The sequence below is a fragment of the Candidatus Thiodiazotropha sp. CDECU1 genome, from assembly GCF_963455295.1.
In the GTDB taxonomy this organism is placed as follows: domain Bacteria; phylum Pseudomonadota; class Gammaproteobacteria; order Chromatiales; family Chromatiaceae; genus Thiodiazotropha.
This window is the reverse complement of sequence record NZ_OY734020.1, coordinates 286,221-311,315: the sequence shown is the minus strand read 5'-3', so window position 1 is coordinate 311,315 and position 25,095 is coordinate 286,221. Positions and strand designations below refer to the sequence as shown.

14 protein-coding genes and 1 pseudogene are annotated in these 25,095 nt (G+C 52.8%); 1 reads left to right on the top strand and 14 read right to left on the bottom strand.

Annotated features, from left to right (window positions below):
* Positions 1-32: 32 nt before the first annotated feature.
* The 11 genes from R2K28_RS01350 to R2K28_RS01300 form a co-directional block, all read right to left on the bottom strand.
* A complete protein-coding gene (locus tag R2K28_RS01350) occupies positions 33-3,044 on the bottom strand; it encodes a diguanylate cyclase domain-containing protein (protein WP_316367639.1) in 3,012 nt (1,003 codons plus the stop codon).
* Complete coding sequence (locus R2K28_RS01345) at positions 3,041-9,217, bottom strand: Ig-like domain-containing protein (RefSeq protein ID WP_316367638.1); 6,177 nt, start codon at positions 9,215-9,217, stop codon at positions 3,041-3,043. The genes R2K28_RS01350 and R2K28_RS01345 overlap by 4 nt, the downstream gene beginning before the upstream one ends.
* On the bottom strand, positions 9,214-10,302 hold the full coding sequence (locus tag R2K28_RS01340; RefSeq protein ID WP_316367637.1) for an efflux RND transporter periplasmic adaptor subunit: 1,089 nt from the start codon (positions 10,300-10,302) through the stop codon (positions 9,214-9,216). The genes R2K28_RS01345 and R2K28_RS01340 overlap by 4 nt, the downstream gene beginning before the upstream one ends.
* 411 nt (positions 10,303-10,713) lie before the next feature.
* Positions 10,714-12,897 (bottom strand): hypothetical protein, encoded by a 2,184-nt coding sequence (locus tag R2K28_RS01335; protein ID WP_316367636.1) that lies wholly within the window; start codon positions 12,895-12,897, stop codon positions 10,714-10,716.
* Entirely contained in the window at positions 12,834-14,543 is a 1,710-nt protein-coding gene (locus tag R2K28_RS01330) for an efflux RND transporter periplasmic adaptor subunit (RefSeq protein ID WP_316367635.1), read from the bottom strand. The genes R2K28_RS01335 and R2K28_RS01330 overlap by 64 nt, the downstream gene beginning before the upstream one ends.
* A gap of 147 nt (positions 14,544-14,690) precedes the next feature.
* A complete protein-coding gene (locus tag R2K28_RS01325) occupies positions 14,691-15,128 on the bottom strand; it encodes a glutaredoxin family protein (protein ID WP_316367634.1) in 438 nt (145 codons plus the stop codon).
* 116 nt (positions 15,129-15,244) lie between these two features.
* The gene (gene trpD / locus R2K28_RS01320; protein WP_316367633.1) at positions 15,245-16,282 is read right to left on the bottom strand and encodes an anthranilate phosphoribosyltransferase; all 1,038 of its coding nucleotides are present in this window, start codon (positions 16,280-16,282) and stop codon (positions 15,245-15,247) included.
* A 90-nt stretch (positions 16,283-16,372) separates the two neighbouring features.
* Positions 16,373-17,623, bottom strand: a complete 1,251-nt coding sequence (locus R2K28_RS01315) for a hypothetical protein (protein WP_316367632.1) — start codon at positions 17,621-17,623, stop codon at positions 16,373-16,375.
* Positions 17,624-17,665: 42 nt separating this feature from the next.
* Positions 17,666-18,580: a LysR substrate-binding domain-containing protein gene (locus R2K28_RS01310; RefSeq protein WP_316367631.1), complete on the bottom strand. Its 915-nt coding sequence runs from the start codon at positions 18,578-18,580 to the stop codon at positions 17,666-17,668.
* A gap of 179 nt (positions 18,581-18,759) precedes the next feature.
* Positions 18,760-19,347 carry a hypothetical protein gene (locus R2K28_RS01305; protein WP_316367630.1) on the bottom strand — a complete coding sequence of 196 codons (588 nt, stop codon included), beginning with the start codon at positions 19,345-19,347 and terminating at the stop codon, positions 18,760-18,762.
* A 278-nt stretch (positions 19,348-19,625) separates the two neighbouring features.
* Positions 19,626-19,982 (bottom strand): bacteriohemerythrin, encoded by a 357-nt coding sequence (locus R2K28_RS01300; RefSeq protein WP_316367629.1) that lies wholly within the window; start codon positions 19,980-19,982, stop codon positions 19,626-19,628.
* A gap of 564 nt (positions 19,983-20,546) precedes the next feature.
* Here R2K28_RS01300 and R2K28_RS01295 point away from each other — a divergent pair.
* Entirely contained in the window at positions 20,547-22,439 is a 1,893-nt protein-coding gene (locus R2K28_RS01295) for a PAS domain S-box protein (protein ID WP_316367628.1), read from the top strand.
* 139 nt (positions 22,440-22,578) lie between these two features.
* On the opposite strand, the gene R2K28_RS01290 is transcribed toward R2K28_RS01295, so the two are convergent.
* From R2K28_RS01290 to R2K28_RS20380, 3 genes and pseudogenes are all read right to left on the bottom strand, one after another.
* A complete protein-coding gene (locus R2K28_RS01290) occupies positions 22,579-23,535 on the bottom strand; it encodes a putative metal-binding motif-containing protein (RefSeq protein WP_316367627.1) in 957 nt (318 codons plus the stop codon).
* Positions 23,536-24,029: 494 nt separating this feature from the next.
* The gene (locus R2K28_RS20385; RefSeq protein WP_442871457.1) at positions 24,030-24,374 is read right to left on the bottom strand and encodes a CZB domain-containing protein; all 345 of its coding nucleotides are present in this window, start codon (positions 24,372-24,374) and stop codon (positions 24,030-24,032) included.
* Between the two features lie 63 nt (positions 24,375-24,437).
* A pseudogene (locus R2K28_RS20380) lies at positions 24,438-24,803 on the bottom strand (methyl-accepting chemotaxis protein); the annotation flags it as partial.
* Positions 24,804-25,095: the final 292 nt, after the last annotated feature.

Sequence of the window (25,095 nt, the reverse complement as noted above, 5' to 3'; positions counted from 1 at the left end):
TGTGCATTTGTAATAAGTCGGTAAGAAAAGGCTTACGCCTCGCCCTCAGGCCCGTTGTAGGATTCGAGCAGGGATAGCACCTGGTCTGCCGCGACCGGCTGACTATAGAGTGTTCCTTGAACCTCATCACAACCAAGCATGGACAGCACCTTTTTCTGGCTTTCAGTCTCAACGCCCTCGGCGGTGACTCTCAAGTGCAGACCCTTGGCCAGGGAGATGATGCCGTTGATGATGGTTTGGTCATACTCACTCGGCAGTGTATCTTCGATAAAGGAGTGGTCTATCTTGATTGCATCGATCGGCAATACCCTGAGATGGCTGAGAGATGAAAAGCCCTTGCCGAAATCGTCCAGAGTAAAACGAATGCCGGCCTCGTTCATTGCCTGCATGACAGGCGTAGTCTGTTTGTAGTTTTCAACCAATGTGCTTTCAGTGACCTCTAATTCCATATATGAAGGATCTATACCAAGTTTTTCGCAGCTCTTTAGAACCTTTTCCGTTAGGTCTGATTTACGTAACTGCACAGCAGAGAGATTGACCGCAACCCGCAGATCATCGTAGCCCATATCATGCCACTGTTTCAGATCGCGAATTGCCTGTCTCAGCACCCAAATCCCCAGCTTATGGATCAATCCCGTGCTCTCCGCGACCGGAATAAACTCGCTAGGAGGTATCAATCCAACCTTCGCATGAGGCCACCGAGCCAGGGCCTCCATGCAGACGATACGACCGCTCTTGAGATCGAATTTCGGCTGATAGTTCAATTCAAAGTGTGAGCGGACAATCGCCTTGTGTAACTGGCTCTCCAGCCAGACCTTATGATAGGCATCCCGGTTGATCTCAGGTGAGAAGAAGCGGATGTTGTTGCTTCCCTGTTCACGCTTGGCGGCATATCGGGCCGAACTCGCCATTTGCATCAAACCGGCCGGTGACTCGTCATCGTGCGGGTAGAGGGCCACACCTACACTGAATGAGATGAATAGCTCTTGATTATTGATTTCAATCGGTTCTTTCAAGCCATTCAGGATGCGTCTGATGACCCAGGTAATCGACTCGATATCCTTTACATCCGTCAGAATCAGGGCGAATTCGTCTTTGTTCACGCGGGAGATGGTTGAGGACTCTTTATTGTCCTGTTCATCTATGACCGCAACGGTATCGGTGATACGCAAGCTATCCACAAGCCGGGAGGCGATGGCCTTGAGAATCCGATCACCAGTGCTGAAGCCGAATGCCTCGTTGATACTGCTGAAATCATCGATATCGATCGAGACCAATGCTGCGGATTTTCCGTAACGCTTGCATCTGGCAAGAACCTGAAGTATGCGATCACTGAAGATAATCCTGTTGGGCAGACCTGTCAGCTCATCCTTCCCCTCCCGGCGCTTGATCTCTTCCCGGCTGTACTCAAGTTCCGACTCGAGATTACGCACCAGATCTTCCAATCTATGCACCTCACTCCGGAGTATCTTCTCAGGCGCCTCATCAGTCAGTGGTACCGCCTGTGCCTCCTTAATATCCTGCTTCGCCTTTTCAAAAGCGCGCTCCTGCTCCGTCAAATCGGGATCCCAGGCGACGACGCAGTTGCGTCCCTGCTTCTTGGCTGCATAGAGGGCATTGTCAGCATTGGTGATCAATTGTATCTGCTCATCCACACCATCCGGTAGGAGTGCCACACCGATGCTTACGGTCAACGTCCGATTGTCGATAAATAGATCATGACCCTTTTGTTGAATCTCGTTGCGTAAGCGTTCGGCAAGCACCATCGCCTGTTGCTGATCCGCATCGGGCATGACCAGGGAAAACTCTTCACCGCCATAGCGGCCGACAACGTCTTCCGGCCGTGAATTGACGATCAGGGTTTCGGCAACGAATTTTATCGCCTTGTCTCCGTTGGCATGACCGTATTGATCATTGACCAACTTGAATTTGTCGATATCGATCATCATGAAAACCAAACCGGTTCCCTGTTTGACCGCCGACTCGAAAAGGGCATCGTATTTTTCAAAGAATGCGCGCCGATTGTAGCAGCCTGTCAAGGGGTCACGGGTGGCCAGCAGTTCAAGCTCCACGGTTTTGTCACGTAACGCCTTCTCTGAACTACGCAGTTTTTCAAGTGTCGATTGGAGTTCACGGTGCTTTTTCTCCAAATCGGTCATATCGTCGAAGGTTGCCAGCACACCACGCGGCCTTCCCTTACCATCGAAGATCGGCGCAGTATTGACCGAAAATGTTCGCTCGGTTTTGTTCCTCAACTGCAGATGCATCGGGATCCCGGTCTTGCGCTCCATATTCTGCATACTGCTGCACCATGGAAAGATATCCGCCTTGATTCCCTTCTCTCTCTTTCTCCATGCCAACTCATCCGCACGCAGGCCGATCAGGTCATCCTCCTTGATACTGGTTTTCTCGGTAAAGGAATCATTGGCCAAAATGATCTGGTCTTTCTCATCCAGAATAATCAATCCCTCGGAAAGGGCATTGAATGCGGAGCGGACCCGTTCGGGTATCACCGCTTTCGGATCGAGCTCGCGTAGGGTTCGCTTGATGAAGATCATGTAGAGGACAAATCCCATCAAGGCCACGAACAGCAACAATCCCCCAAGGGTGCCAAGCGAGAGTGCGCTCTCCTTTTTCAAGGGAGCGAATGCCACCTCAAGGGTTCCCCATCGGCTCTTGTTGGCCATGATCGGCACCCGCACATGAGTCGAGGTGGATTTATCCAGAGGGACATCCACCCAATGTTTATCGTGCTCACCGATAACCAGGGAGACACCCCGGTTGCTACTCAACGCGATGGAGAGGACTTCATCATCTCTATCCACTACAGATTTGAGCGTTGCACGTAGAATCTCAATATCATTCGATGAGGCAGCCGAGGAGACCTGAACCGCCAGCGATTCGCAGAACTGTTTTCTTGCCTGCAGAGCCGTCTTCTCCTCATCGGGAACAAAACCGATAAGACGCCCCAGCAGAAGAATGCTTAAGGTCAGCAGCACCAAACCCAAGGTGATTTTGATTGTCGGACTGAACCGAAACATCATGCGTCCTTCCGTGAATTGTTGCCTCGGCCATGCCTGCTCCTGCGATCGAACAGTTTCGCCAAACGCTTCTCCTCAGGATCGTCTTCTGCTCGATCATCCCGGGCTTTCTCACGCCTTTTTGCATACGCCGAGAGAACCGGCAGGGGATCGACCTGACGCCACAGGGGAACTGATGAGAGCAGGCTGGCCGAAAGCACACCAGCACGCAACAACCAGGCCACATAACCAGCCGAAAGGGTGAGGGTGCCCAGTGCCGCCGACTGCAGCACGATACCATCGCTCGAGGACTGTTCATCCCGATGGTCCGACATCTCCTGACCCATGGTGTCGAGGAGGTACCAGATCGTCTCCGGCACCTCAATCAATTCGCTGCTCTGAGTATTGAACTGTGGCAGTTCATCAGGTGAAACCGGTGTGGGTGTAAGCCTTGCCTCCACAAAATCAAAACCGTTGGCATTTCTATTATCCGTGCCAAATAACGACGATGACAGTTGTTTGAAAGCATGCCGTTCAGGCTCAGCAAAACTCGAGACCGGGTCTTCCCCTGCGGTTTGTAACAAGGATTCATCCGCCTGCCTGATCTCATCCATGGCTTCGACAGCTGTGAGTATAGGTACCTGCTCTCTATCCTGCTCGCTCAGTGTGGCTGCTGGCACATCAGGTGCTATCGGTTGTTCTGGACCGAGATCAAAAATAACCTCATCCAGAAAGGGCTCTTCAGGATCAGCCGGCCCTTCGACCGCCCTGATCAGAGCAATATTGAAGGTTTGAAGAGAGAAGGATCCGTCTTCACTTGTGGCGCGCACCGTAACCTCAAACTGTGACCCATCCTGGCTCTCCAAATCCGACACCAAGGTAATGACCCCGGTGGACGGATTGATGGCAAAGAGTCCCCCAGCATCCCCATCCAGACTATAGGAGATGCGGTTGTTTCCACTATCCGGATCTTCAGCCCAGACTGTGATGCCGACTTCATCTTCGATCGAGCCGGAAATGGGGATAACATCGGGCGCATCCTCAATATCCATCAACAGACCGACATCGAACTCATCCACATCCCTGACCTCTACCGTAAAGATCTGACGGTCGGCCCCGCCGTTTCCGTCTGCAACCAAAATCTCAACTTGATAGCGATTATCTTGGTTAGAATCTAATGGATTCTCTCTATCCGGTGCCACATTGAATACCAGCTCTCCACTCAGGTTATCGATACTGAATAAGCCCAGATCACTGCCCCCCACAATTGAGAATGAGAGGGTATCGTTATCAGGATCATTGGCGTTAACCGTCGTCACGTCCGAGCTATTTTCTTGCAACGAGAGTAAAACAGACTCGGAATCACTCTGACTGATAATGCTTGGAGCATCGTTTACCGGTACAACATCTATCTCTACCAAGTAGCTGTTTGCTCCACCATTGCCATCTCTTACGCTGTAAACAAAACTGTCGGCACCATAAAAGTTGGCATCGGGAGCATAACTGAATCTACCATTCTCATGGACCGTAACACTACCGTGAGCAGGTTCGTTTTCCAGGCGGTAGGTAACACCATCCCCATCGCCATCACTGGCTGCTGGAAGTACTCCCGTGTAGACACTGTCCTCGGTCACGCTGATATTGATATCCGAAGCCACTGGAGAAGTGTTGACTGAGTCAATATTGATATTGACCATTGCAACCGACGACTGACCATCATTGTCGGTAACACGATAGGTGAAGCTGTCGGTAAAGTTCTCACTACCGTTGTGGGTGTAGCTGAAGGTGCCGTCGCCATTCAACGTCAGAGTGCCGTTGGTCACATCGGTGATCAGACTCACCGTCACTGGGGTATCGCTCAGACCGGCGTCGTTGTTGAGGACGGTTGTAGAACCACCGACAAGAGTGGTGGCAGTGCCGCCTTCTGCAAGGCTGATGCTGTCGGCAGTGGCGGTTGGCGTAGTATCGCTCACCGGGGTGATATTGATCGTCACCGTGGCGTCGCTGGTCTGACCGTCGTTGTCAGTAACACGGTAGGTGAAGTTGTCGGTAAAGTTTTCCGAGCCGTTGTGGGTGTAGCTGAAGGTGCCGTCGCCATTCAACGTCAGAGTGCCGTTGGTCACATCGGTGACCAGACTCACCGTCACTGGGGTATCGCTCAGACCGGCGTCGTTGTTGAGGACGGTTGTAGAACCACCGACAAGAGTGGTGGCAGTGCCGCCTTCTGCAAGGCTGATGCTGTCGGCAGTGGCGGTTGGCGTAGTATCGCTCACCGGGGTGATATTGATCGTCACCGTGGCGTCGCTGGTCTGACCGTCGTTGTCAGTAACACGGTAGGTGAAGTTGTCGGTAAAGTTTTCCGAGCCGTTGTGGGTGTAGCTGAAGGTGCCATCGCCATTCAACGTCAGAGTGCCGTTGGTCACATCGGTGATCAGACTCACCGTCACTGGGGTATCGCTCAGACCGGCGTCGTTGTCGAGGACGGTTGTAGAACCACCGACAAGAGTGGTGGCAGTGCCGCCTTCTGCAAGGCTGATGCTGTCGATGTTGGCAACCGGCGTAGTATCGCTCACCGGGGTGATATTGATCGTTACCGTGGCGTCGCTGGTCTGGCCGTCGTTATCGGTCACACGGTAGGTGAAGTTGTCGGTGAAATTCTCCGAACCACTGTGGGTATATGAAAAGGTACCGTCGCCATTCAACGTCAGGGTACCATTGCTAACATCAGTGACCAGACTCACCGTCACTGGGGTGTCATTCAGACCGGTGTCGTTATTCAGCACCGTGGTGGAACCTCCCACCAGGGTAGTGGCGGTTCCACCCTCGGCTACGCTGATGCTGTCGATGTTGGCAACCGGCGTAGTATCGCTCACCGGGGTGATATTGATCGTTACCGTGGCGTCGCTGGTCTGACCGTCGTTGTCAGTAACACGGTAGGTGAATGAGTCGGTGAAGATTTCACTTCCATTGTGGGTGTAGCTGAAGGTGCCGTCGCCATTCAACGTCAGGGTACCATTGCTAACATCAGTGACCAGACTCACCGTCACTGGGGTGTCATTCAGACCGGTGTCGTTATTCAGCACCGTGGTGGAACCTCCCACCAGGGTAGTGGCGGTTCCACCCTCGGCTACGCTGATGCTGTCGATGTTGGCAACCGGCGTAGTATCGCTCACCGGGGTGATATTGATCGTTACCGTGGCGTCGCTGGTCTGGCCGTCGTTGTCAGTAACACGGTAGGTGAAGTTGTCGGTAAAGTTTTCCGAGCCGTTGTGGGTGTAGCTGAAGGTGCCATCGCCATTCAACGTCAGAGTGCCGTTGGTCACATCGGTGATCAGACTCACCGTCACTGGGGTGTCATTCAGACCGGTGTCGTTATTCAGCACCGTGGTGGAACCTCCCACCAGGGTAGTGGCGGTTCCACCCTCGGCTACGCTGATGCTGTCGATGTTGGCAACCGGCGTAGTATCGCTCACCGGGGTGATATTGATCGTTACCGTGGCGTCGCTGGTCTGACCGTCGTTGTCAGTAACACGGTAGGTGAATGAGTCGGTGAAGATTTCACTTCCATTGTGGGTGTAGCTGAAGGTGCCGTCGCCATTCAACGTCAGGGTACCATTGCTAACATCAGTGACCAGACTCACCGTCACTGGGGTGTCATTCAGACCGGTGTCGTTATTCAGCACCGTGGTGGAACCTCCCACCAGGGTAGTGGCGGTTCCACCCTCGGCTACGCTGATGCTGTCGATGTTGGCAACCGGCGTAGTATCGCTCACCGGGGTGATATTGATCGTTACCGTGGCGTCGCTGGTCTGACCGTCGTTGTCAGTAACACGGTAGGTGAATGAGTCGGTGAAGATTTCACTTCCATTGTGGGTGTAGCTGAAGGTGCCGTCGCCATTCAACGTCAGAGTGCCGTTGGTCACATCGGTGACCAGTGAGACGGTCACCGGGGTATCACCGAGGCCTGTGTCGTTATTCAGCACCGTGGTGGAACCTCCCACCAGGGTGGTGGCAGTACCGCCCTCAGCCACGCTGATGCTGTCGGCAGTGGCAATAGGATCATCATTGACCGGGTTTACGGTGAGGGTAATGCTGTCACTGTCCTGTTCGCTTCCGGCATCACCGGTCAAGCCAGGATCGCTGCCACTGTTACCACGATCGTTGGTGGTGACAGTTAGATTTACATTGCCGTTAAAATCGGTTGTGGGGGTAAAGCTCAATGTCAACAGGGCTGCATTGATCTCCGCCAGGGTGCCGGTAAAAACCATATTGGCGTCATCCGTGCCATCGCCTGTGGAGAAGATCAGACCAGTGGTATCACCAAATGTCAGCAGACCACCGGTGTCCACATTGAGCGCTACCTGCAAAGTACCGCCAGCATGATCCGCGTCGCTGATCTGGATCTGATTGACACCGCTGAAATTGACAGTCGTATCCTCGTTTGTCGATACCGAAGCCGGTAGGGTATTGACCGGGGCATCATTCATGGCCGTATAGTTGACGGTTGCCACCAACGTATTGGAATCGATGAAGCCATCATTCACGGTAACGCTGAAACTGGGTGCAACCTCGTCACCATCATCCACAAACTGCACCACACCTGCTGTCAGATTTGCGCTGGTGAAGGTTGATATAGACGTGCCGGGATTACTGCTCAGTTGGAAATAGCCGTCTGTTACACTGCTCACGGTATAAGTAAAAGCCGTATCATCCGGATCGGTAACAGTGAAATCGGCAGCTGTCAGAGTGACGGTCTCACCTTCCGACAGGGTCATACTGGCGCTGTCAATGGTTGGCGCCAAATTTGCCAGCTCTGCCATGTCGGCCGCGGTCAAGGCGCGATCATATACCCTTACCTCGTCAATAAATCCGTTGGTTGGATTGACGATTCCCGTCATAGTGTCATCGATAGACCCAATCTGCATGTCATCGATGAAATCGACATCGTTAAAGAATGCCGAAGTAGCCGAGGTGCCGTTGAGATAGGTTATGGCCGCACCCGTCATCTGCACACCATCAACATAGAGACTGTTGCCGCTGCCATCGACGGTGACAGCCACATGATGCCAGGCACCGTCGTTTATGGGCGTATTTGCTTGAACATTCAGCAGAATGCCTTCACCCCAATTCTGCGCATAGTAATAAAACTCGCCATTGATCATGCCAATGTTGGCATCACTCGAAAGCGAACGGTCATAAATCGAGAAGATGTACTGAGCGGCCGAGCTGGTCGTATTGACCCAGGCAGCTACCGTCCCCTGGCCTAATCCTGAAAAACCGGCAATATGACTCGATAAATCGGCATAGTCGTTGATGCCATCGACTGACAATTTACCTCCACCGACAATGTTTGTAGCAACATTGGTGTCTATCGCGGCTCCATTGGTTAGCGTTCCGTGATAGTTGTTACCACTCGAATCTGCAGCATTGGCATCAAAAGCCCAGTGGCCCTGCAAGCCTGTGGTGATGTCCAATGTGTGATGGAAGTTCTGTTGCAATCCAGCACTCAGTGCCAAGCCGCTCTCGATGTTGCCGCTGGTGAATTCCAAATCCCAATCACCATTTTGCTGCACATCTCCAGTTAGATCGTCGGAAGCAGCAATATCGGTTCCGGTCAGTTGAGCCAGGGTTGAAAGCAACTGCACACCCTCAGCTGTAGCGGCGACATTACAACCATAGATCAGAATATCCGCATCGCTGGTGAAAGCGTCACTCCATGTACGCAACTCGTCGGCTTTCTGATTCAATGTTTCATGATCAATGGTGTCTTTACCGATCTGTATGGCACCGTCACCACCATGGGTGATGAGATGCATTGCATCGAGGTTGCGATAATTACTGAGCGTTTCATTAAGCTGATCGATGCCGCTGCTTTCCATATCGAGCACCACGATGGCGTAGCTGTGCCCCTCACCGTTGCGACTGATCAGGTCATCCACCATTGACTGGTAATCCGGTATTGCCGGGTCGACGATTACAAGTTCAAGGCTGGAACCATCGGTTTCCCCTGCATCGCCGGTGGGGTTGCTCTGCAACGCGGCAACTATGGTCTGCAGGTCTGATTCATCATCAGTGGATTCGACATCGTTCGGCGACAGATCTAAGGCGACACCCGCAAGGTCGGCCGAGAGCAGAATTCGCGGCTCCAGTTCCTCGAAAATCAGCCTATCCGGTCTCCTTGACCGATGCCGCTTCATTGTTCGATGATCCTCGCATCAATACCCATCTCCGTGAGTTTCTTATAATAGTTATCCGCAATTCTGCGGTTGTTGAAGTAGCCGAGAGAGATGTGTCCCTTCAGCGACCCCTTAGGTATGACCCAGGTATCCTTGAGACCTTTTTGGTTGAGTACCGCCGCCTGATGCTCGGCTTTGCGCAGTGGTAAATGGGAATCATTGGTCACAATCAGGAAATAGGGGTTGGATGCTCTAATTGTATTCACAGCTGGGTTGAGTGGTTGTGAAACGACAGCGTCGTCCGAGTTGTTCGCCGACACTGCCGTCTCCTCATCGGCCTGTTGCATCCGGGCAGGAGCCTCTTTTTCAACCTTGGGTAATGCCGGTTGCCGTTGAACCATTTTGTCGAGAAAACGCACTTGGCATCTCAAACCACTGGTGAGCTTGGAATTCTCATTGGGTATCTCAAGGCGGATACGAAAGGTGCCGCTGGCTGCATCGAGTATCGGATCGACAATCTTCACCACCGCCTGATGGCTACCACCGACGGGCTTTTCCGGACTCACCATGGCGAGTTGGCCGAGTTTGATCTTGCCCAACAGGGAGACCGGCGCGACGACCTCTACCCGCAATGGGTTGACCTGGGCGATCTTGACGATGGGACGCTCCTCCACCGACTCCCCTGGATTGAGATAGCGATCAACCACGATGCCGTCGATGGGGCTGCGAATGGTATGGCGATTGTAGAGTGCCTCGGCCTGCTTCAGGTCGAGTTCCGCCAAATATTTGATCTCTTTGGCCTGGGCAAGTTTGTAACGGGTGAGCCGGGTTTCGGTATCGACCTTGTCGTAATCCTGAAAAGAGGAGAGCTTCTTTTCATGCAGTTCCTTGATCCGGTTCAATTGACGCCGGCCATAGGCAAGACTGACCTCCTGCAGGCGCACATCACTGTCGATCGAAGCCTTGGCGCGGGCATATTCCAGGGCGGCCTGTTCGACCTCCGACTCGAGCTTGGCAACCACCTGGTTCCTGACAATGCTATCCCCAACGTCAACGGAAACCGCCTCGAGAATACCATCGATGCGCGAGCTGAGTTCCACTGTCATGAAAGGTTCTATGACACCATCCAGGGTCTCAGTTCCCTGTGCAATCATCGAAGAAGAAAAAAGGCACGAAAGCACCCCTAAAAGAAGATGAATTTTTCGCATGTCGTTTTTCTCTTACTCTCTGTAGCCAACGCTGCCGTAAAAAGCTTCAGAATGGTTTTTTCAAGTGATTCTTATTCCCATTCCAAGAAATATTCAGTAAGCATATACTCGGCCTTGAGCGCGATTTCTTAATAAGAAAAACGTGATATTCCCTTCAGATTTAACACTTTGTGATCGATATTCCTAATCCATCCAGATGCGCTATCGTGATAACGGGATATTTGGCATGCATGTCGTGATTTGTGGGTAGATGACAATGGGAGGCACAGGCTGCTGTTGATCCGCAGCATTGTGACTAGGCACCGCAGCTCAAAGATTGAATCGTTTGAGAAACAGCTGGCGCAACGATCGATACCATTGCCATCCCAAAGGCCGCGGTCGATGTTCGAAGCGGACAATGATGCGCTCACCCAAGCGTGTAACCGGCTGTTCGAGCTGCAGTCGCATTTCAAACACCGCCTCCAGGGGACGCGTGCCGTCCCTATCCTCTGGGTGTAGGGTGAATTCACCGCCCCCGAGGCTGCCCAGCGCGGGGCTGGGTAGACGCTGCCGGGATTCGGGGATCTCCCTGACCCGCTTAACCGGCACTAACTCACCAGGCCTGTTGGCGTAACGCGCCTCGATCGTCTCAGTGGCGTGACGCACCAGACCCACAGCCTCCTGCGAAACAGCCACCCTGAGCTCTGCCTGACGGTTATCGAACACATAACCGATGAGATCACCCTGATGGAGAAACAGGCCGGGCAGGTCTCCAGGCTGCTGAACCAGAAAGGTACCTGCAGCAGGGCTGCGGAGTGTGAGACCTGCTGCCAGTGTCTGCTTTTGGGCAAGCTCTGCCTCAACCAGTCCCATCTCGTCCGACACCATCTCCGCCCTTACCGTTTCCCGGTCGCTGACCAGGGCCTCATACTCAGCCTGGAGCTCGCGGAGACGACCGGCCAGGCGTTTCAAATCGGTCTCGAGAAATGGATCTTCAAGTGCCACCAGGGATTGATCGGCTATGACGTAACTGTCTGGCAACGCCAGTAATTCAATGACCTCTCCTTGCGTCCCTGCACGTACTTCCGAGCCGTCCGGCGGGAGTACGACACCCTCTGCATGGGTGGCATAAGGGGCGGGGATGATAAACAACATGATTGAAAGCAACCCGATGATCGATGCGCTACTCAGCACAGCCCGTTTTCGCCGCTCGGCAAGCCTTTGGCTGGTGAAGAGGAATTTAAGCTGCCTGGCCAGTGGCACTATTACCATCCCGACCAGCGCCCAAAGCGCGATTCCCTGACCCACCAGCGGATAGCGCTCCGCCACGAACAGCATGATCGTGATAAGGATGAAGAGCCGATAGAGGAAAGCAGTTATGCCGTAGGAGATGAACCATCCACGCTCCCAGTCACTCTGTGCCGGTGAATCCGCATCTTCCACAGCGAACAGATAGTGCTGCAACAGATAACCGAGATAGCGATTGGCGCGGCTACTGAGGTTGGGGATATCGATCAGGTCGGCAAATACATAGTAACCATCGAATCTGAGTAGTGGATTGCCGTTTACAAGCAGCGTCGACAGTCCACCGATCAGCATCATGTTGTAGGCAGCCGCATTGACCCAGCCGGGCCCGGTGGCCAACCACAACCAAAGCCCCAGGCTGGCTAGAAAAAGTTCCGCCATGATTCCCGCGGCGCCGACCGCAATCCGCGCCCGCCGCTCACTGAACCCGTTGGCAGCGGAGGCATCCACGAAGGGCATGGGGATGAGGGCAAGCAGCAGCACCCCCACCTGATGCACTTCTCCCCCCCAGTGCTTGGTGGCAAACCCGTGAGCCGCCTCGTGGAACAGCTTCATCAGCAGATAGACAATCCCCATCAACAGCAGATTGTCCGCTGAGAGCAATTGACTGGTGACGTTTCCGGCGATCGACTGCCAATGCAGCGCCGCCTGAAGCAGCCCACTCAGTACTGTCAACAGCCACAAACCCATACCGAATCGACTGAACAATGGCCGCACCATCGGCATCACTCGGTTCAGCACATTGTCGGGGTCCCACAAGGGGATCCGTAGTGAGAGTGGGTTGCGCAGCTGTCGCAGCCATTGGCGCGGCTGTTTACGGCGTTCGAGTAGCTTCAACCCATCACTCTCCGCGCTCTCCATAAGGGCTCCACCCCCCTTAAGCTGCATCAGTAAACGGATGAAGCCCTCCAGCTCAGGCGGCTGCCGCATATGTTGTTGGGCATGTTTCCAGATCGCCTCGAGGGTCTGCTCGCCGTCAAACCGGCTTATCAGTTGATAAGCCCCTGGTGTGAGACGGAAATGGCGCTCGCTGATCGGATCCTGCAGCAGATACCAGAGCTCGTTCCGGTAGAGCTGCCGGCGGATCACGATCTGCGGATTGAGACGGGGGCGGGCCCCGGCAATCCTCTGCCACAGGCTCTCCATCAACCCCACCAGCGCCAAAGCTGCAATCGCAGCCAATCGCTCAAACGGTGACCGGCAAGCCACAGCAGGCTACGCTTGCCCGCATCGATTTTCGCCACACCCTGAAGCCCCGGTCTCAGCTGTTCGCTCACCTTCTGCAGTTCCGCTTCCAAGGTGAACAGATAACTCCCCTCAGCGGCTGTCGAAAGCGGCAGGATACGCTTCACATGAAATGGGTGTACCAGATGGGGATAACCGGCAAGACGCAAATTACCCGACTGACCGACATCCACGGCACCGATATCCAACTCATCCACCTGCAGGATGACGCGGTAGCTTTCGAGGGGTGCGATCTTGAATAACTCCTCACCCCGCTTCAGGGGGACACCGAGGGACTGACTGAGATCTCCGCTGACAATGACGCCATGCAAAGGCGCCTTGATACGACTCATCGCAAGTTTCATTTCCACCCGATCAAGCTCCGCCTGGGCCTGATCCGTTTTCGCCTGCAGCACCGCAATCTTGCTCCGCTCATGGGTCGCCAACGCCTCGCGCTGCTCATGCTGCAGCTTTGCCAGTTCGGTTTGCCACTTCGCCTGCTCCAGCTGCAGCTCCTTGTCATCCAACTGACACAGCAAGGTCCCCTCCGCCACGACATCGCCCGCCTTGGCGGAGGCCTCATGTAGATAACCGTCGAACGGCGCGGTTATAACGCGCTGTATCCGCCCCTCCAGGTTTGCCCGCGCTTCGATATGGTAGTCTCCCTCGATCAATGCCGACATCAAGAGAATCAAGGCCAGACCCGGCAGACCCAATTTCAGCCACAGGCCCTGCGGACCCAGCCAGGACTCCAATCGCTTGCGTAATCGCTCCCCCATCAAGCGAAACAGAGACCGCTCACAATATTGCCGCTGCTGCAGCAACAGACCGAGTAATCCAGCCGCCTGCTGACAGTGCCTCTGCTCCTGTTGCGTGAACGGCTGTTGCCGATGACGTTCCAGCAACAGCGCACCTACTGCACTATCCGCCGCAGTCAACGGTATCGTGCAGAGTGTTGCCTGCCCCACCGCCTCGGCTAGAAATTGTTGGTTTCGCAGCAGCAGATCAGCGGATGACTCCAAGGCTGGATAGGCCAACATTTTCCGTTGATCGAGGGCTTCGAACATCGCCTCCTTGATGGCGCGCAGCAACCCGGTTTCGCGTTCGATCTTGATGGGTGGAGCTGTCGCCACGATCTCGAGACGGCGTCTATTACCAAAGGCAAGAGTGACCCTGTCGCAACGGAACTGCTTGGCGAAGAGTCCCACTATCGACGCTGGGGATAGGGATCCGGCTGTTAAGCGCTCAACCCATTCCCCACCCAATGGATGAGTGTCGGCGGCCTGTTTCTGCAACAGCTGCAACCAACGCAGGCTCCACTGTAGCGCCTGCATCGCCGCCTTCTGTTTTTGCGCCTCCCGGGCGCTCATACACAGGGCGACAGCACCCTTTGCCTCACTCCCGGAGACCAGGGGTACGGCAACCAGATCGGCACCGGAAACACTATGCTTGCCAATGGAAACGATCAACCGCCTGCGGGTCTCAATCGCCTTCCGGGCAAGCTTCAACAGATCTTTTTCCGGCTCCTCATGCTCCGGCCAGCACGCCAGGCTGCGCCAGGCGTTGTCCTCAGCGTTTTTAGCAACGACAACAGCCGACTGAATACCACTGATCAAACGACACAGTTGCATCAACCATTGCTGTATTACTGCCTGGGAAGGTGACGGCATGCTAGACATAAATTCCTTTGATTCCTATTCACTGTTTTCGGTAGTGGTTAGGATATCTTTATCGCCGTCTGATGAGCGTGCTCCGATACGCACAGTCGATCAATCGATCTATCTTGTGTAGACCTCCCGAAAACTGGCCTCGGAAAAGCCATTCAGCCGTTGTTTGCCCACGAGGATGATCGGCACCCCCCTACCCCCCAGTTTTTTATAGTCACGCCTGCCTTTTTGACTCGTCTCCACATCATATTCCACATAGGGGATAGCGTTACGTTTGAAATATCGACGGGCCTTTTTACAGTAACCACACCTTTTAGTGCTGTACATGACCACCTTTTGTCGAACTGAGCCGATTGTAGATTCATATTCAGGTGCCTGATAGAGATTGGGTTTGACAGTGACGGCTTCAGACTCTTCGGTTGCGGGTGGCCGATCACCAAAATGAATCTTCCCGTTCTTATCCCGCCATTTATAGATGGCCTCCGCATTGACTGAACCGCTGGCCAGCACGACAAGCAGGCAGCCTATAACCAATTGAAATGGTTTCATCGTTGCTTCCTTTTTTATGGCCTGTTAACACTAATCCAATGCACTCTGTTGTGCCTGAAAAAGCGCCACTCAGCGTTGGTCGTCGTCTCATTGCACAGGTTGAAAAACAGCGCTGATTAGTGTTGCAACTCAAGCAGTTTCTCAGCTACCCGCCCCGACTCGAACAGTTTCACCGCCAAGGCCACGCCTGCACCAATATCATCCGTCTTATTGCCAAGATAGAGCCTGACTCCCGCATTGTAGAGAATGGCATCGAGATGTTGGTCGCTCTTTCCCATAAGGGCATCCTCAACTCTACGCGCTGTCGCATCCACTGACTCGCAGGGATGATGAGGGCGATGCTTAAATCCAAAATCGGCAGGATCGAGGATATATTGAGCGACTTCGCCATGGTTGAAATCGGCCACGGCCACCGCTTCCATCGGCAATTCATCACAGCCATCCAGCCCCTGAACCACCATTACCCGCCGCTGTCCCCGCTCACCTGCGGTGCTGGCAAAGCGCTCCAGGAAGCTTTTATGGGCGGCACCTATCAATGAATAGGGCGCGTCAGCTGGATTTAGCATGACCTCGCAGGCGTGCAGAAACGATCGATAGAAGAGCGTCTGGCGTATCGGTTTCAGTCTCTCCACAGCATGCAGATAACAGCTGGCATGCAGATGACCGAAACCCTTCTCTTGGATATTTCTCGACACCCGCTGGGGCTCAAGATAGGCGGGGATACCCAATGCCTCCAACAGACGCGCAGTGGTGACCCCATCCTTGGGCGGTAGTCCGCTGCTGGAGTGCATCACCACCGGCACCCCTGCCGCGGCGGTGACAATGGCTGCCGCCAGACTGAGATGGAGTGCATTCTTGCGTCCATCGTAGGGGCCGTTGCAATTCAACAGCCCTTCCGCCTTTGGCTTAATCAAGTCAGCACTCCCCTCCATGGCATCGAGAAAACCCTTCATCTCCTCAACCCGCGCCCCTTTGAAACGCATGGCGGTGAGAAAGGCCCCCACCTGGGCCGGATGCGCCTCGGCGGACATCAGGAAGGTCAACGCCTCGCAGGCCTCTTCCCGGGACATATCCTTGGCCCCGCGGGAGCCCTTGGCAGTGGCGATCAGGCGCTTGCGGAATGCCTCAGCCGCCTGACTCATCTGTTGTTGCATTGCTCGACTCCCAATCGGCGGTATCTACGCAGATCACCCCAATCCGTAGGGTGCGGCTTGCCGCACCGGATCATGGCCTGGGTAACGTCACTAAACTGTATCTGCGAAAACAAACGGAACGCTTTGATCGGCCTTGTATTCTGTCGCCCTCACCACGGTGCTATCCGCCACTTCCTGTCGCGCCGTTAGCAATGCCGCCTGAATGCGCCGATCACTGATATGGTAGCTTGGATCAAGTCCTATAGCGTCGATATCCTTACAGGGCTCGTCGAACAACGAGCGATAGATGTCGCTCATCATGTTATAGCGGCTCGACATCAGCATATTCGTCGCCTGCTTGATCTGCTGCAATGTCTGCTCTTCATGGCCAAACAGGCTGGTTGCCAACATCACCGAGATGGCATGCAGTACATCGTATTGCACATGGGCGATGAATACGATCAGGTGACGCTGGGTCAATGGCACATTCTCATGCCAGGCCCAGCGAATCATGCCCCCCAGCAAAAGACTGAAAAATTCCGGCACCCCCCACTCCATGCCCAGGCCTACGGAGGCCAGGGACTCCACCAGGCTAAACGATGGATGGCCGGCCAACAGGCGCTGGGTTAGTACATTATCCGCCACCCCGTGCAGCATCGGTACATCCTGCCCTTCAAAAGGTATGCCCAGTCCATCAAAGAGCTGGCGGTACATCACGATATGGGTGGTGGAATTGAGCAGACCCGACAGATCCGGGTAACTATCGATGCTATGGGTACCTACCCCATACTCATCGGCCAACAGCTGGGCCAAGATAATCTGCGCCAGCTCGGACACCCGTTCATTGAGACTGCCATAAGGGAGAGAAATGAAACCGGAGAAGCGTCCCTGAGCCAGGGCGACACACTGGCGGGTATTCTTGACCTGATTGAAATAGTTGGTTGCGAATCCAGCCAATTGTACTGCATCGAACTCACCCCTGAAGATGCGCACAAAGCAGGGATGATGCCAGACCGGGTGCAACATGACATGCTCATGGAGTTCAAGGAACAACGCCTGCAACGCCCCGGGTTTGAACAGATCCAATTCACTGAACCTGTTTCCAGGTTCCATGTCGGCGATGACCCGCATCTGCTCAAACAGCTGGTGCAGGGGATTGTCATCCGCTTCGAGTTCATTGATCACCCGGGTAAAGTCTCTCAGTTGACTCTGGCGAAATGCATCCAAAACCTGATCGGCTTCCAGTGACAAGAGATTGGGCAACGGATGCACACCGGGGAGCAGGGTTGCGCTCCCATCACCGTTGACTTGCAACAGGTCGGAAAATTGGTTCGTGCTATCGCTGGAATTCACGCGCGTCATATAGGTGGCACTCCTGGTAATGCGGCTCTACCCTGTCGGTTTTCAGAGTTTTCTGACTGTATTCGGCAATTGAGAACGGATAACGTTTGCCAGGGCCTCGATCGCCTTTTTACGCGGGAAGGTTTTCCTGAAAACAAACTGCACCCGCCGATAGGCATCCTTGAGCTGCAGTTTTCGAGCAATAATCCCAGAATCGGTTGTCCAACTCCCCTGTACCGCCAAGGCGGGCACCAGAGTACAGCCAAATCCAGCACCGACCAATTGCAGCAGGGTCTCCAGACTGGCGGCCCGCAGATCCGCCATCTCATTATCGATAGCACCTTCCTTGATCCGGCACACATCCATCACCTGATTGGTGAGGCAATGTCCATCTGCCAACAACAATAGATTGATACGGCTCAGATCACGGCGGTTGATCTCGTCCTTGTTGTAGAGCTCATGATTTCTGGGGTGAGCCAACCAGAAGGGTTCCTCGAACAGAGGCATAACCTCCAGCTCTGGCTCCTTTACGGTTGTGGCCAGGATAGCCACATCGATCTGATGATCCAACAGCCGCTGGGTCAGCATATCGGTGATCTCTTCGGAGAGTATCAGGCGCATCTGCGGATACTGCTCCTTGAGGGGCATCAGGATCAACGGTATCAGATAGGGACTGACAGTCGGGATGGCACCTACCCGGAGCGCACCCGCCAAAGGATCTCGTTGTGCCCGGGCCAGCTGCTTGATCACGTCGGCCTGCTCCAGGATCAGCTTGGCGTGCTTGACGATCTCCAGACCGATCGGGGTGGTTGAGACCGAGCGATTGGTTCGTTCGAAAATGGTGACACCAAGCTCCTGCTCAAGCTTCTTGATTTGTCCGCTGAGGGTAGGTTGGCTGATATAGCACTGGGCGGCCGCATGGCCGAAATGTTCGGTCTCGGCAACGGCAATAAGATATTTCAAGTCACGCAGATTCATGATTGTAATCGGTTCTATCAATCGTGAAGCGCATTTTACCCTGTTCGTCTCTATCATTGCCAATGACAGATATCAATCCAGCAAGGATCAAAAAAATATGCCTATAGATACACAAAAGCCGCCTTGTTTTTCACAAGGCGGCTTACCGATAGCATAATCATGCAATAGGTCGACGTAGATTACTTGAGCACGTCGGATACACCGAACGGACTGTAGAGGTAATTACCCTGCTCGTCCTTGGGCAGTTCCAGCTCATGACCGGCCTTGATGGCTTCCTCGGCCGTTGCATACTTGCATTTACCCACCCGTTTCAGTGTCGCATTGGCAAAACCGATGGTGATGCCGAAGCCTCCGTCTTCAATCCACTCCTTCCAGTGCCCAGCACCTCCATTGGCACGGCTCTCGGTGACGATCTCCCACTCCATACCATCGTGACCACCATCCTTGTTGGCGCCATATGGCCACTGGAAATCACCATGCATAAATATCTGATCACCTTCCTGGCTGGCACGTCCATTCCAGTCTGGATAGGTGTCCGAAACCCATACATAGCGCTGGTGTGTCCCGACAAAAGCATCAGGGTAGAAGCATATTCCCTGGGTCGCCCACTGAGTGTGGACGGGACTGCTGTCATCATAGGCGGTTATGGTCCAGCGGTTGCCGTCACTGATGAGATCGGGGTCGTGAGGTGGCTGGGCAAACAGTGATGTGGTGGCAGTCAATGCCAGGGTCGTTACGGTTAAGCGCAATTTTGTCTTAAAATTCATTTCCATTCTCCTTTGCTAATGTGATCAACGACATCCACAGATAGAATCTGTTTTCTGTCTTTCCTTTCACATAGCCAATTGATTTTTCGAATCGCTATCGGCAGGGTAAATTTACAAAGGGCGAATCCGTTTGTGATGTGAATATTGCACAGGTCATGATTCAATATTTCATTTCACAACTTTACGAGTAGCAGTTTAAAGGTGTAAATCGAGCATGCGCAGAACAACTCTGGATCGGTTGATTGAGCAGTTGCGCGAAGTGAACCGGGAGAAGAGTATCAGCCGAAGAATTTCTTTAGTGAACGTGAGAAGAAGCCTTGTTTCTTATTGTTTTTTTCGAGTTTGGCCAGCGAGGTTTTCACGCTGGCCACATACGCAGCGTCATCATTCTGGATATGGCAAAAAAGCCATCTTGACAGCAGGCCATGGAGTTCATCGGCAATGTCTTCACCATCGTCAAATCGCTGCTTGTATTCACTCACCCGTTTTATGAAAAGCTCATGTACCCGCTTGTGAGGCCGTGTGAATTCATAACCGGCATACTCGATCAGTGTCTCCTCAAAGCCGAAGTGGGAAACCGTATAATCAACAGTGTCGTCGATGACCTTAGCAATGACTACACGGTTTTTTGTCACCCTCGCGTCATCGAGTTGGTTGATGTAATTGACAATTTGTTATGCTGCCCGTCAATGACCTCAATGCCGGTATCGAGGTCCTTTTTCCATGTCAGGTGAGCCATTTTTTCCTCTGAACATACTCTAAAAAATTGCTGAGAGCCGATCAGGATGCAATGAAAAACAACCCTGACCATGATGGATTATAACCAGATTAAACCGTTGCTATCAATTCGTGAACTTAAGATATTTTTTAAGAATTTCAAAAACTTCCAATCTTCTGCCAAGTATCGCCACCTATCTTTTTGACCCAGACCCCATGAAAACCACCTGCGATGCTCGGATTTAAAACCAGTACCAAGACTGCATTTTTTTGGCTTGTGTCAGCTGCGCCAGGCATTGATCAATAGCTAAAATTATTTCTGGATAGTCAGGAAATCGATTCACATAATTTGGCAAGGATTTCTCTCTTTAACATCTATAATTGAATATCTGTCCACTAATGCAGTGTAACCTCTGAGGAAGGATCCACTTAGCATTCCAGTCAAGTATTGGCACTGCGTACGATCGTCCAGGTGAAACCTAATGTCTGCGCAAAATCGAAAAATAGAGTCCGCCCTGGACAATTCCAACTTAACCCCACATTTTTTTGAGAGCATGGACCGGATCAACAGGGCCATCCATAGCACCAGTGACCTGGATCAAATGATGGTCAATGTGCTCGACACCGTACTTGGCATATTCGAATGTGACAGGGCCTTTCTGGTCTATCCTTGCGATCCTGAGGCAGAGTTCTGGCATGTACCGATGGAACGTACCCGGCCGGAATTTCCAGGCGCAAACGCGTCCCGAGCACAGATCCCAATGCTACAGGATGTTGCCGCCAGCTTGAGAATCCTCCTGGAAAATCAAGAGCCTGTAACCTTCGGAGAGGGGAATGAACACCCGATTGCGGCTGAATCTCTGGATGAGTTCAACATCAAATCATTCATGTCGATGGCAATCTATCCCAAAGTGGACAAACCCTGGCAGTTCGGCATTCATCAGTGCTCCCGGAACCGAACCTGGAGTCCGTCCGAGGTACGCCTGTTTCAGTACATCGGACGGCGTCTGGGGGATGGGCTCTCGCTCCTGCTCACATTTACCGAGTTGAAAAAGCGAGAAGAGACCTACAGCAGGATCGTAACCCTGGCCAGTGAGGGTATCTGGAGTATTGACGCCAGTGGTAAGACCACCTATGCAAATGCCCGAATGACCGAGATTCTGGGCTACTCAGCCGACGAGATGGAAGGACGACCGGTAACCGACTTCATGTTCGAGGAGGACATTCCGGGATTTTTGCAGAAACTCAAAGCCGGATTTTCTAATGCCCCTACACCCTATGAACGCCGCTATCGACGCAAGAACGGCGATACTGTGTGGGTGTCGGTATCGGCGACCGGAATCCACGATGAGGATGGAAACCCGATCGGTGGATTTGGCATGATATCCGACATCACCGAAAAAAAGCAGGCAGAGGAGGCGCTATACAGGCTCAATCAGGAACTCGAGGCAAAGGTGGAGGCGCGAACCCGAGAACTGCAGGTATCACATGAGAAACTGGAGGAGGCCTACCGGGAGCTGAAACAGGCCCATGCGAGTATTTTGCATCAGGAGAAAATGGCCTCTATCGGCCAGCTCGCCTCAGGTATCGCGCATGAGATCAACACCCCAAGCCAGTACGTGAGAAACAACATCAGCTTTATTCAGGAGTCCCTTGATGAGGTGCTCAGTGGTATGCGGGCGTGTCTGGAGACTGTAACAAAGCTGAAGGACGGGAAGACCCGTTCGGAGTCGTTAGACAACCTTGAAACCGTCCTGGAGGAGCTAGACTACGACTATCTGAAAGAGGAGCTCCCCCGAGCCCTGAACGAGTCTGCGGAGGGTGTGGATCGAATCACCAATATCGTTGTCGCCATGAAGGATTTCGCCAAGCCGAGCAGGGATGTGCCGGAACCGGTGGATATATCCAAGCTGATCGAGGACACGATAGAGATCTCTCGCAACTCCTGGAAATCTGTAGCGGAGTTGGTCGTCGAACCGTCGCCCAAGCCATTGGTTGTAGCCGGCCTAAGAGATGAGCTAGGGCAGGTGGTATTGCATCTGATTCTCAATGCGGCCGATGCCATTGAGGCTGAAAATCAGGATAGTGATGCCCTGGGGCGCATTCGTATTCAGACCATTGGATCTGAAACCTGGGCAGAGATCGTTGTGCAGGATAGTGGATGCGGCATGACACCGGAGGTACAGCAAAGAGTATTCGAGCCATTTTTTACCACCAAAGATGTGGGGCGTGGCTCTGGTCAAGGTTTAGCCATCGCCTATCATATCATTACGGACAAACACGACGGCGAGCTACTCGTAGACTCCTCACCAGGCGAAGGCAGCACCTTCACCATTCGATTGCCTGTTATGGTTCAACCCGGCAACACATATTAGCAAAATAATGCAGCTTGTTTGCTGGACGGCACTCCAGTGCATCTCCGTATGACAGTAGCACTACATAAAAAAGGGGGCCGAAGCCCCCTTTAGTCAAAGCCAACACGCTTGCTGGCCGGGTAAACCAAGCCAAATCTTCTTAGTCACGAGACTTGCGTGATTTACGATCGTCTTCCTCATCCGACTCGTCATCATCATCTGATTCTCTACTACGCTTGCGGTCATGTTCGTCGCAATCCTTTTTGTGCCAGTGATGGCGCTTACCTTTTGTACGCCACCAGGGCTCTTCACTCTGCTCATCATCATCACTGTTATCTTGACAAACAGCATCGCTACTATCGATAGATCCGTTACAGTTGTTATCGACACCATCATCACAGATCTCCAACGCAGCAGGATTGATCTCCGCATTGGTATCGTCACAATCCATGGCACCGCAGCTTCCTCCCTCTGTACTGTACCCATCACCATCACTGTCGGTACACTCAAGCGGACAATCCACAGCATTGCTATCAGCAGTATCCACAAGGCCGTTACAGTTGTTGTCCACCCCATCACTACAGATTTCAGCCGCGCCCGGATTGATGGAGCTATCATTGTCATTACAGTCAATGGCACCACAGGCACCACCTTCTATAGCGAAACCATCGATATCCATATCTGTACAGGCGACAGGACAACCAACAGCATCCGGATCAGCCGCATCAGCCAAACCATCCCCATCGTTGTCGATTTCATCCGTACAATCTTCTGGGGCGCCAGGATAAGCTTCACCGCTATTATCGTTGAAATCAGCAAGGGTTCCGCAGCTATCACCTTCCACATAGTAGCCATCTTGATCCGCATCGGTGCAACTAGGCGCCACTACAGGAGCGGGGCAAAAGAATTCATAGTTGCCACTGTTATAGGCACTCTTCGCACTATCATCATTGTGGCACGCAATACAACTGTCGGCCTGATATTCAGACAACAGATCATAGCCTAGACCAGTGCAACCTTGAACAATATCCGTTTCCATATAACCCCAGGCATTTGCTTCATTGAGCCCGGTGAGCATAAATGCACCCAGCATCAATAACGTGAGTCTTTTATTCATTAGTTCGATCCTTTTTCTCCAATAATTAGAACCAGTGCATCTCCTAGGGCCTGTTAACACTAAGAAGTGGCACCAACCATATGACACTGCTTAATTGTTACAGCGAATAAATTGAACAATCATATAAATTCAACTGCACCTTACAATTGCAATGCACGGTGAAATAGTGAGGATTAAAGGTGGTTGCTTCTGTGAATAGAGACACAAAAGTCATGGGAGTAAAATCCCACTTTGTAAAATCCCCTGGGGACTTCACAACTCTGGCTTTAAATGGGGATCAACACTCAAAACAGAACTTTTGAATTCAAACAAACAATTAGTCACGCTTGACTTCAAATCAGTTAAGATAAGAATCTGATAGGTTCGTCTGTGCAACAGGCATCACAGTTGCTTGTAATAAATGATGTTACTTCAGGTTAACTCGCATACCTGTGCTATGCGTGTTTAATAATCTGATAGTTACAGCCGGAAAAGATAGTGATGCAGATACTGATTCAGTTACCCGCTTCCACACTCTGTTTGATCTCATCGAGCTTGCTAAACACCTGCGTGCTGTTCTCTTCCATCACCTTCAGGCTACGCATGAGGGCGTCATAATCCCGTTCACCTTGCAACAGGTCAAAGATCGCACGGGTGGTTTCATGTACGACTTCATGCGGGCGTTCAAGATCCTTGTAAGCCGCAGAGGAGGAGAAAAACTCACTGCCCTCACCCTCTTCATACCACTTACCGAGCCGACAGTTGTGGTGATCGACAAAATCGAATGCCGGTCGTCCTTGATTGATGGAGAGATAGGTGTTCACCTTCCACAGCAGGTGGTCCAGCTTCGCCAGCCCCATGAATACACTATCCGTGGTGGCGGAGATGTCACCGAAGTAACCCTTTACCTCGCCATTGATGCGATTAAGATTCTGTTCGAATCCCCGCACTTCGTCCTGTACCTGATTGATATATTCGATCAGGCGGGTTGAGTCATTACCAACAGATTCCACATTCTGCTGCATCGATTGGATAACTTCATTGGTCTCGCTGATTGCGGATTGGGTCTTGTCAGCCAAGCCACGCACCTCGTCAGCCACAACCGCGAAACCCCGCCCCTGTTCACCGGCACGGGCCGCCTCGATTGCAGCATTCAGTGCAAGCAGATTGGTCTGCTCCGCAATCCCCTTAATCAGCGCCAGAATTGAGCTGATCTCCGTGGCGCGGGATGACATGCTCTTTACGGAGCCATCAGCGTTGGTGGATAGTTTAGCCAAATCGTCCAGCGACCCGGTAATCTTGGCGATGTCGGTGCTGAGACCTGAAAAATAGGAATGTACATTGGTAGCACAACCGAGGGTTAATTTAGCCGACTCAACAGACCCGGCCAGATCGGACTGCACGATCCCAAGCCCCGCTTTCAACCGCTTGTTCTCGAACTCCATCAGGTCATTGAGTTGAGTTTCACTGGATTCGAGCCACTGATTCGCGGCCAAGATCTGTTCCTGCCCCTCTAGTTGTTGCTCCAGTTCAACTATTCTCTGTTTCAGCTGTTCTTTTTCTGCTTCCAGCTGTCCGATG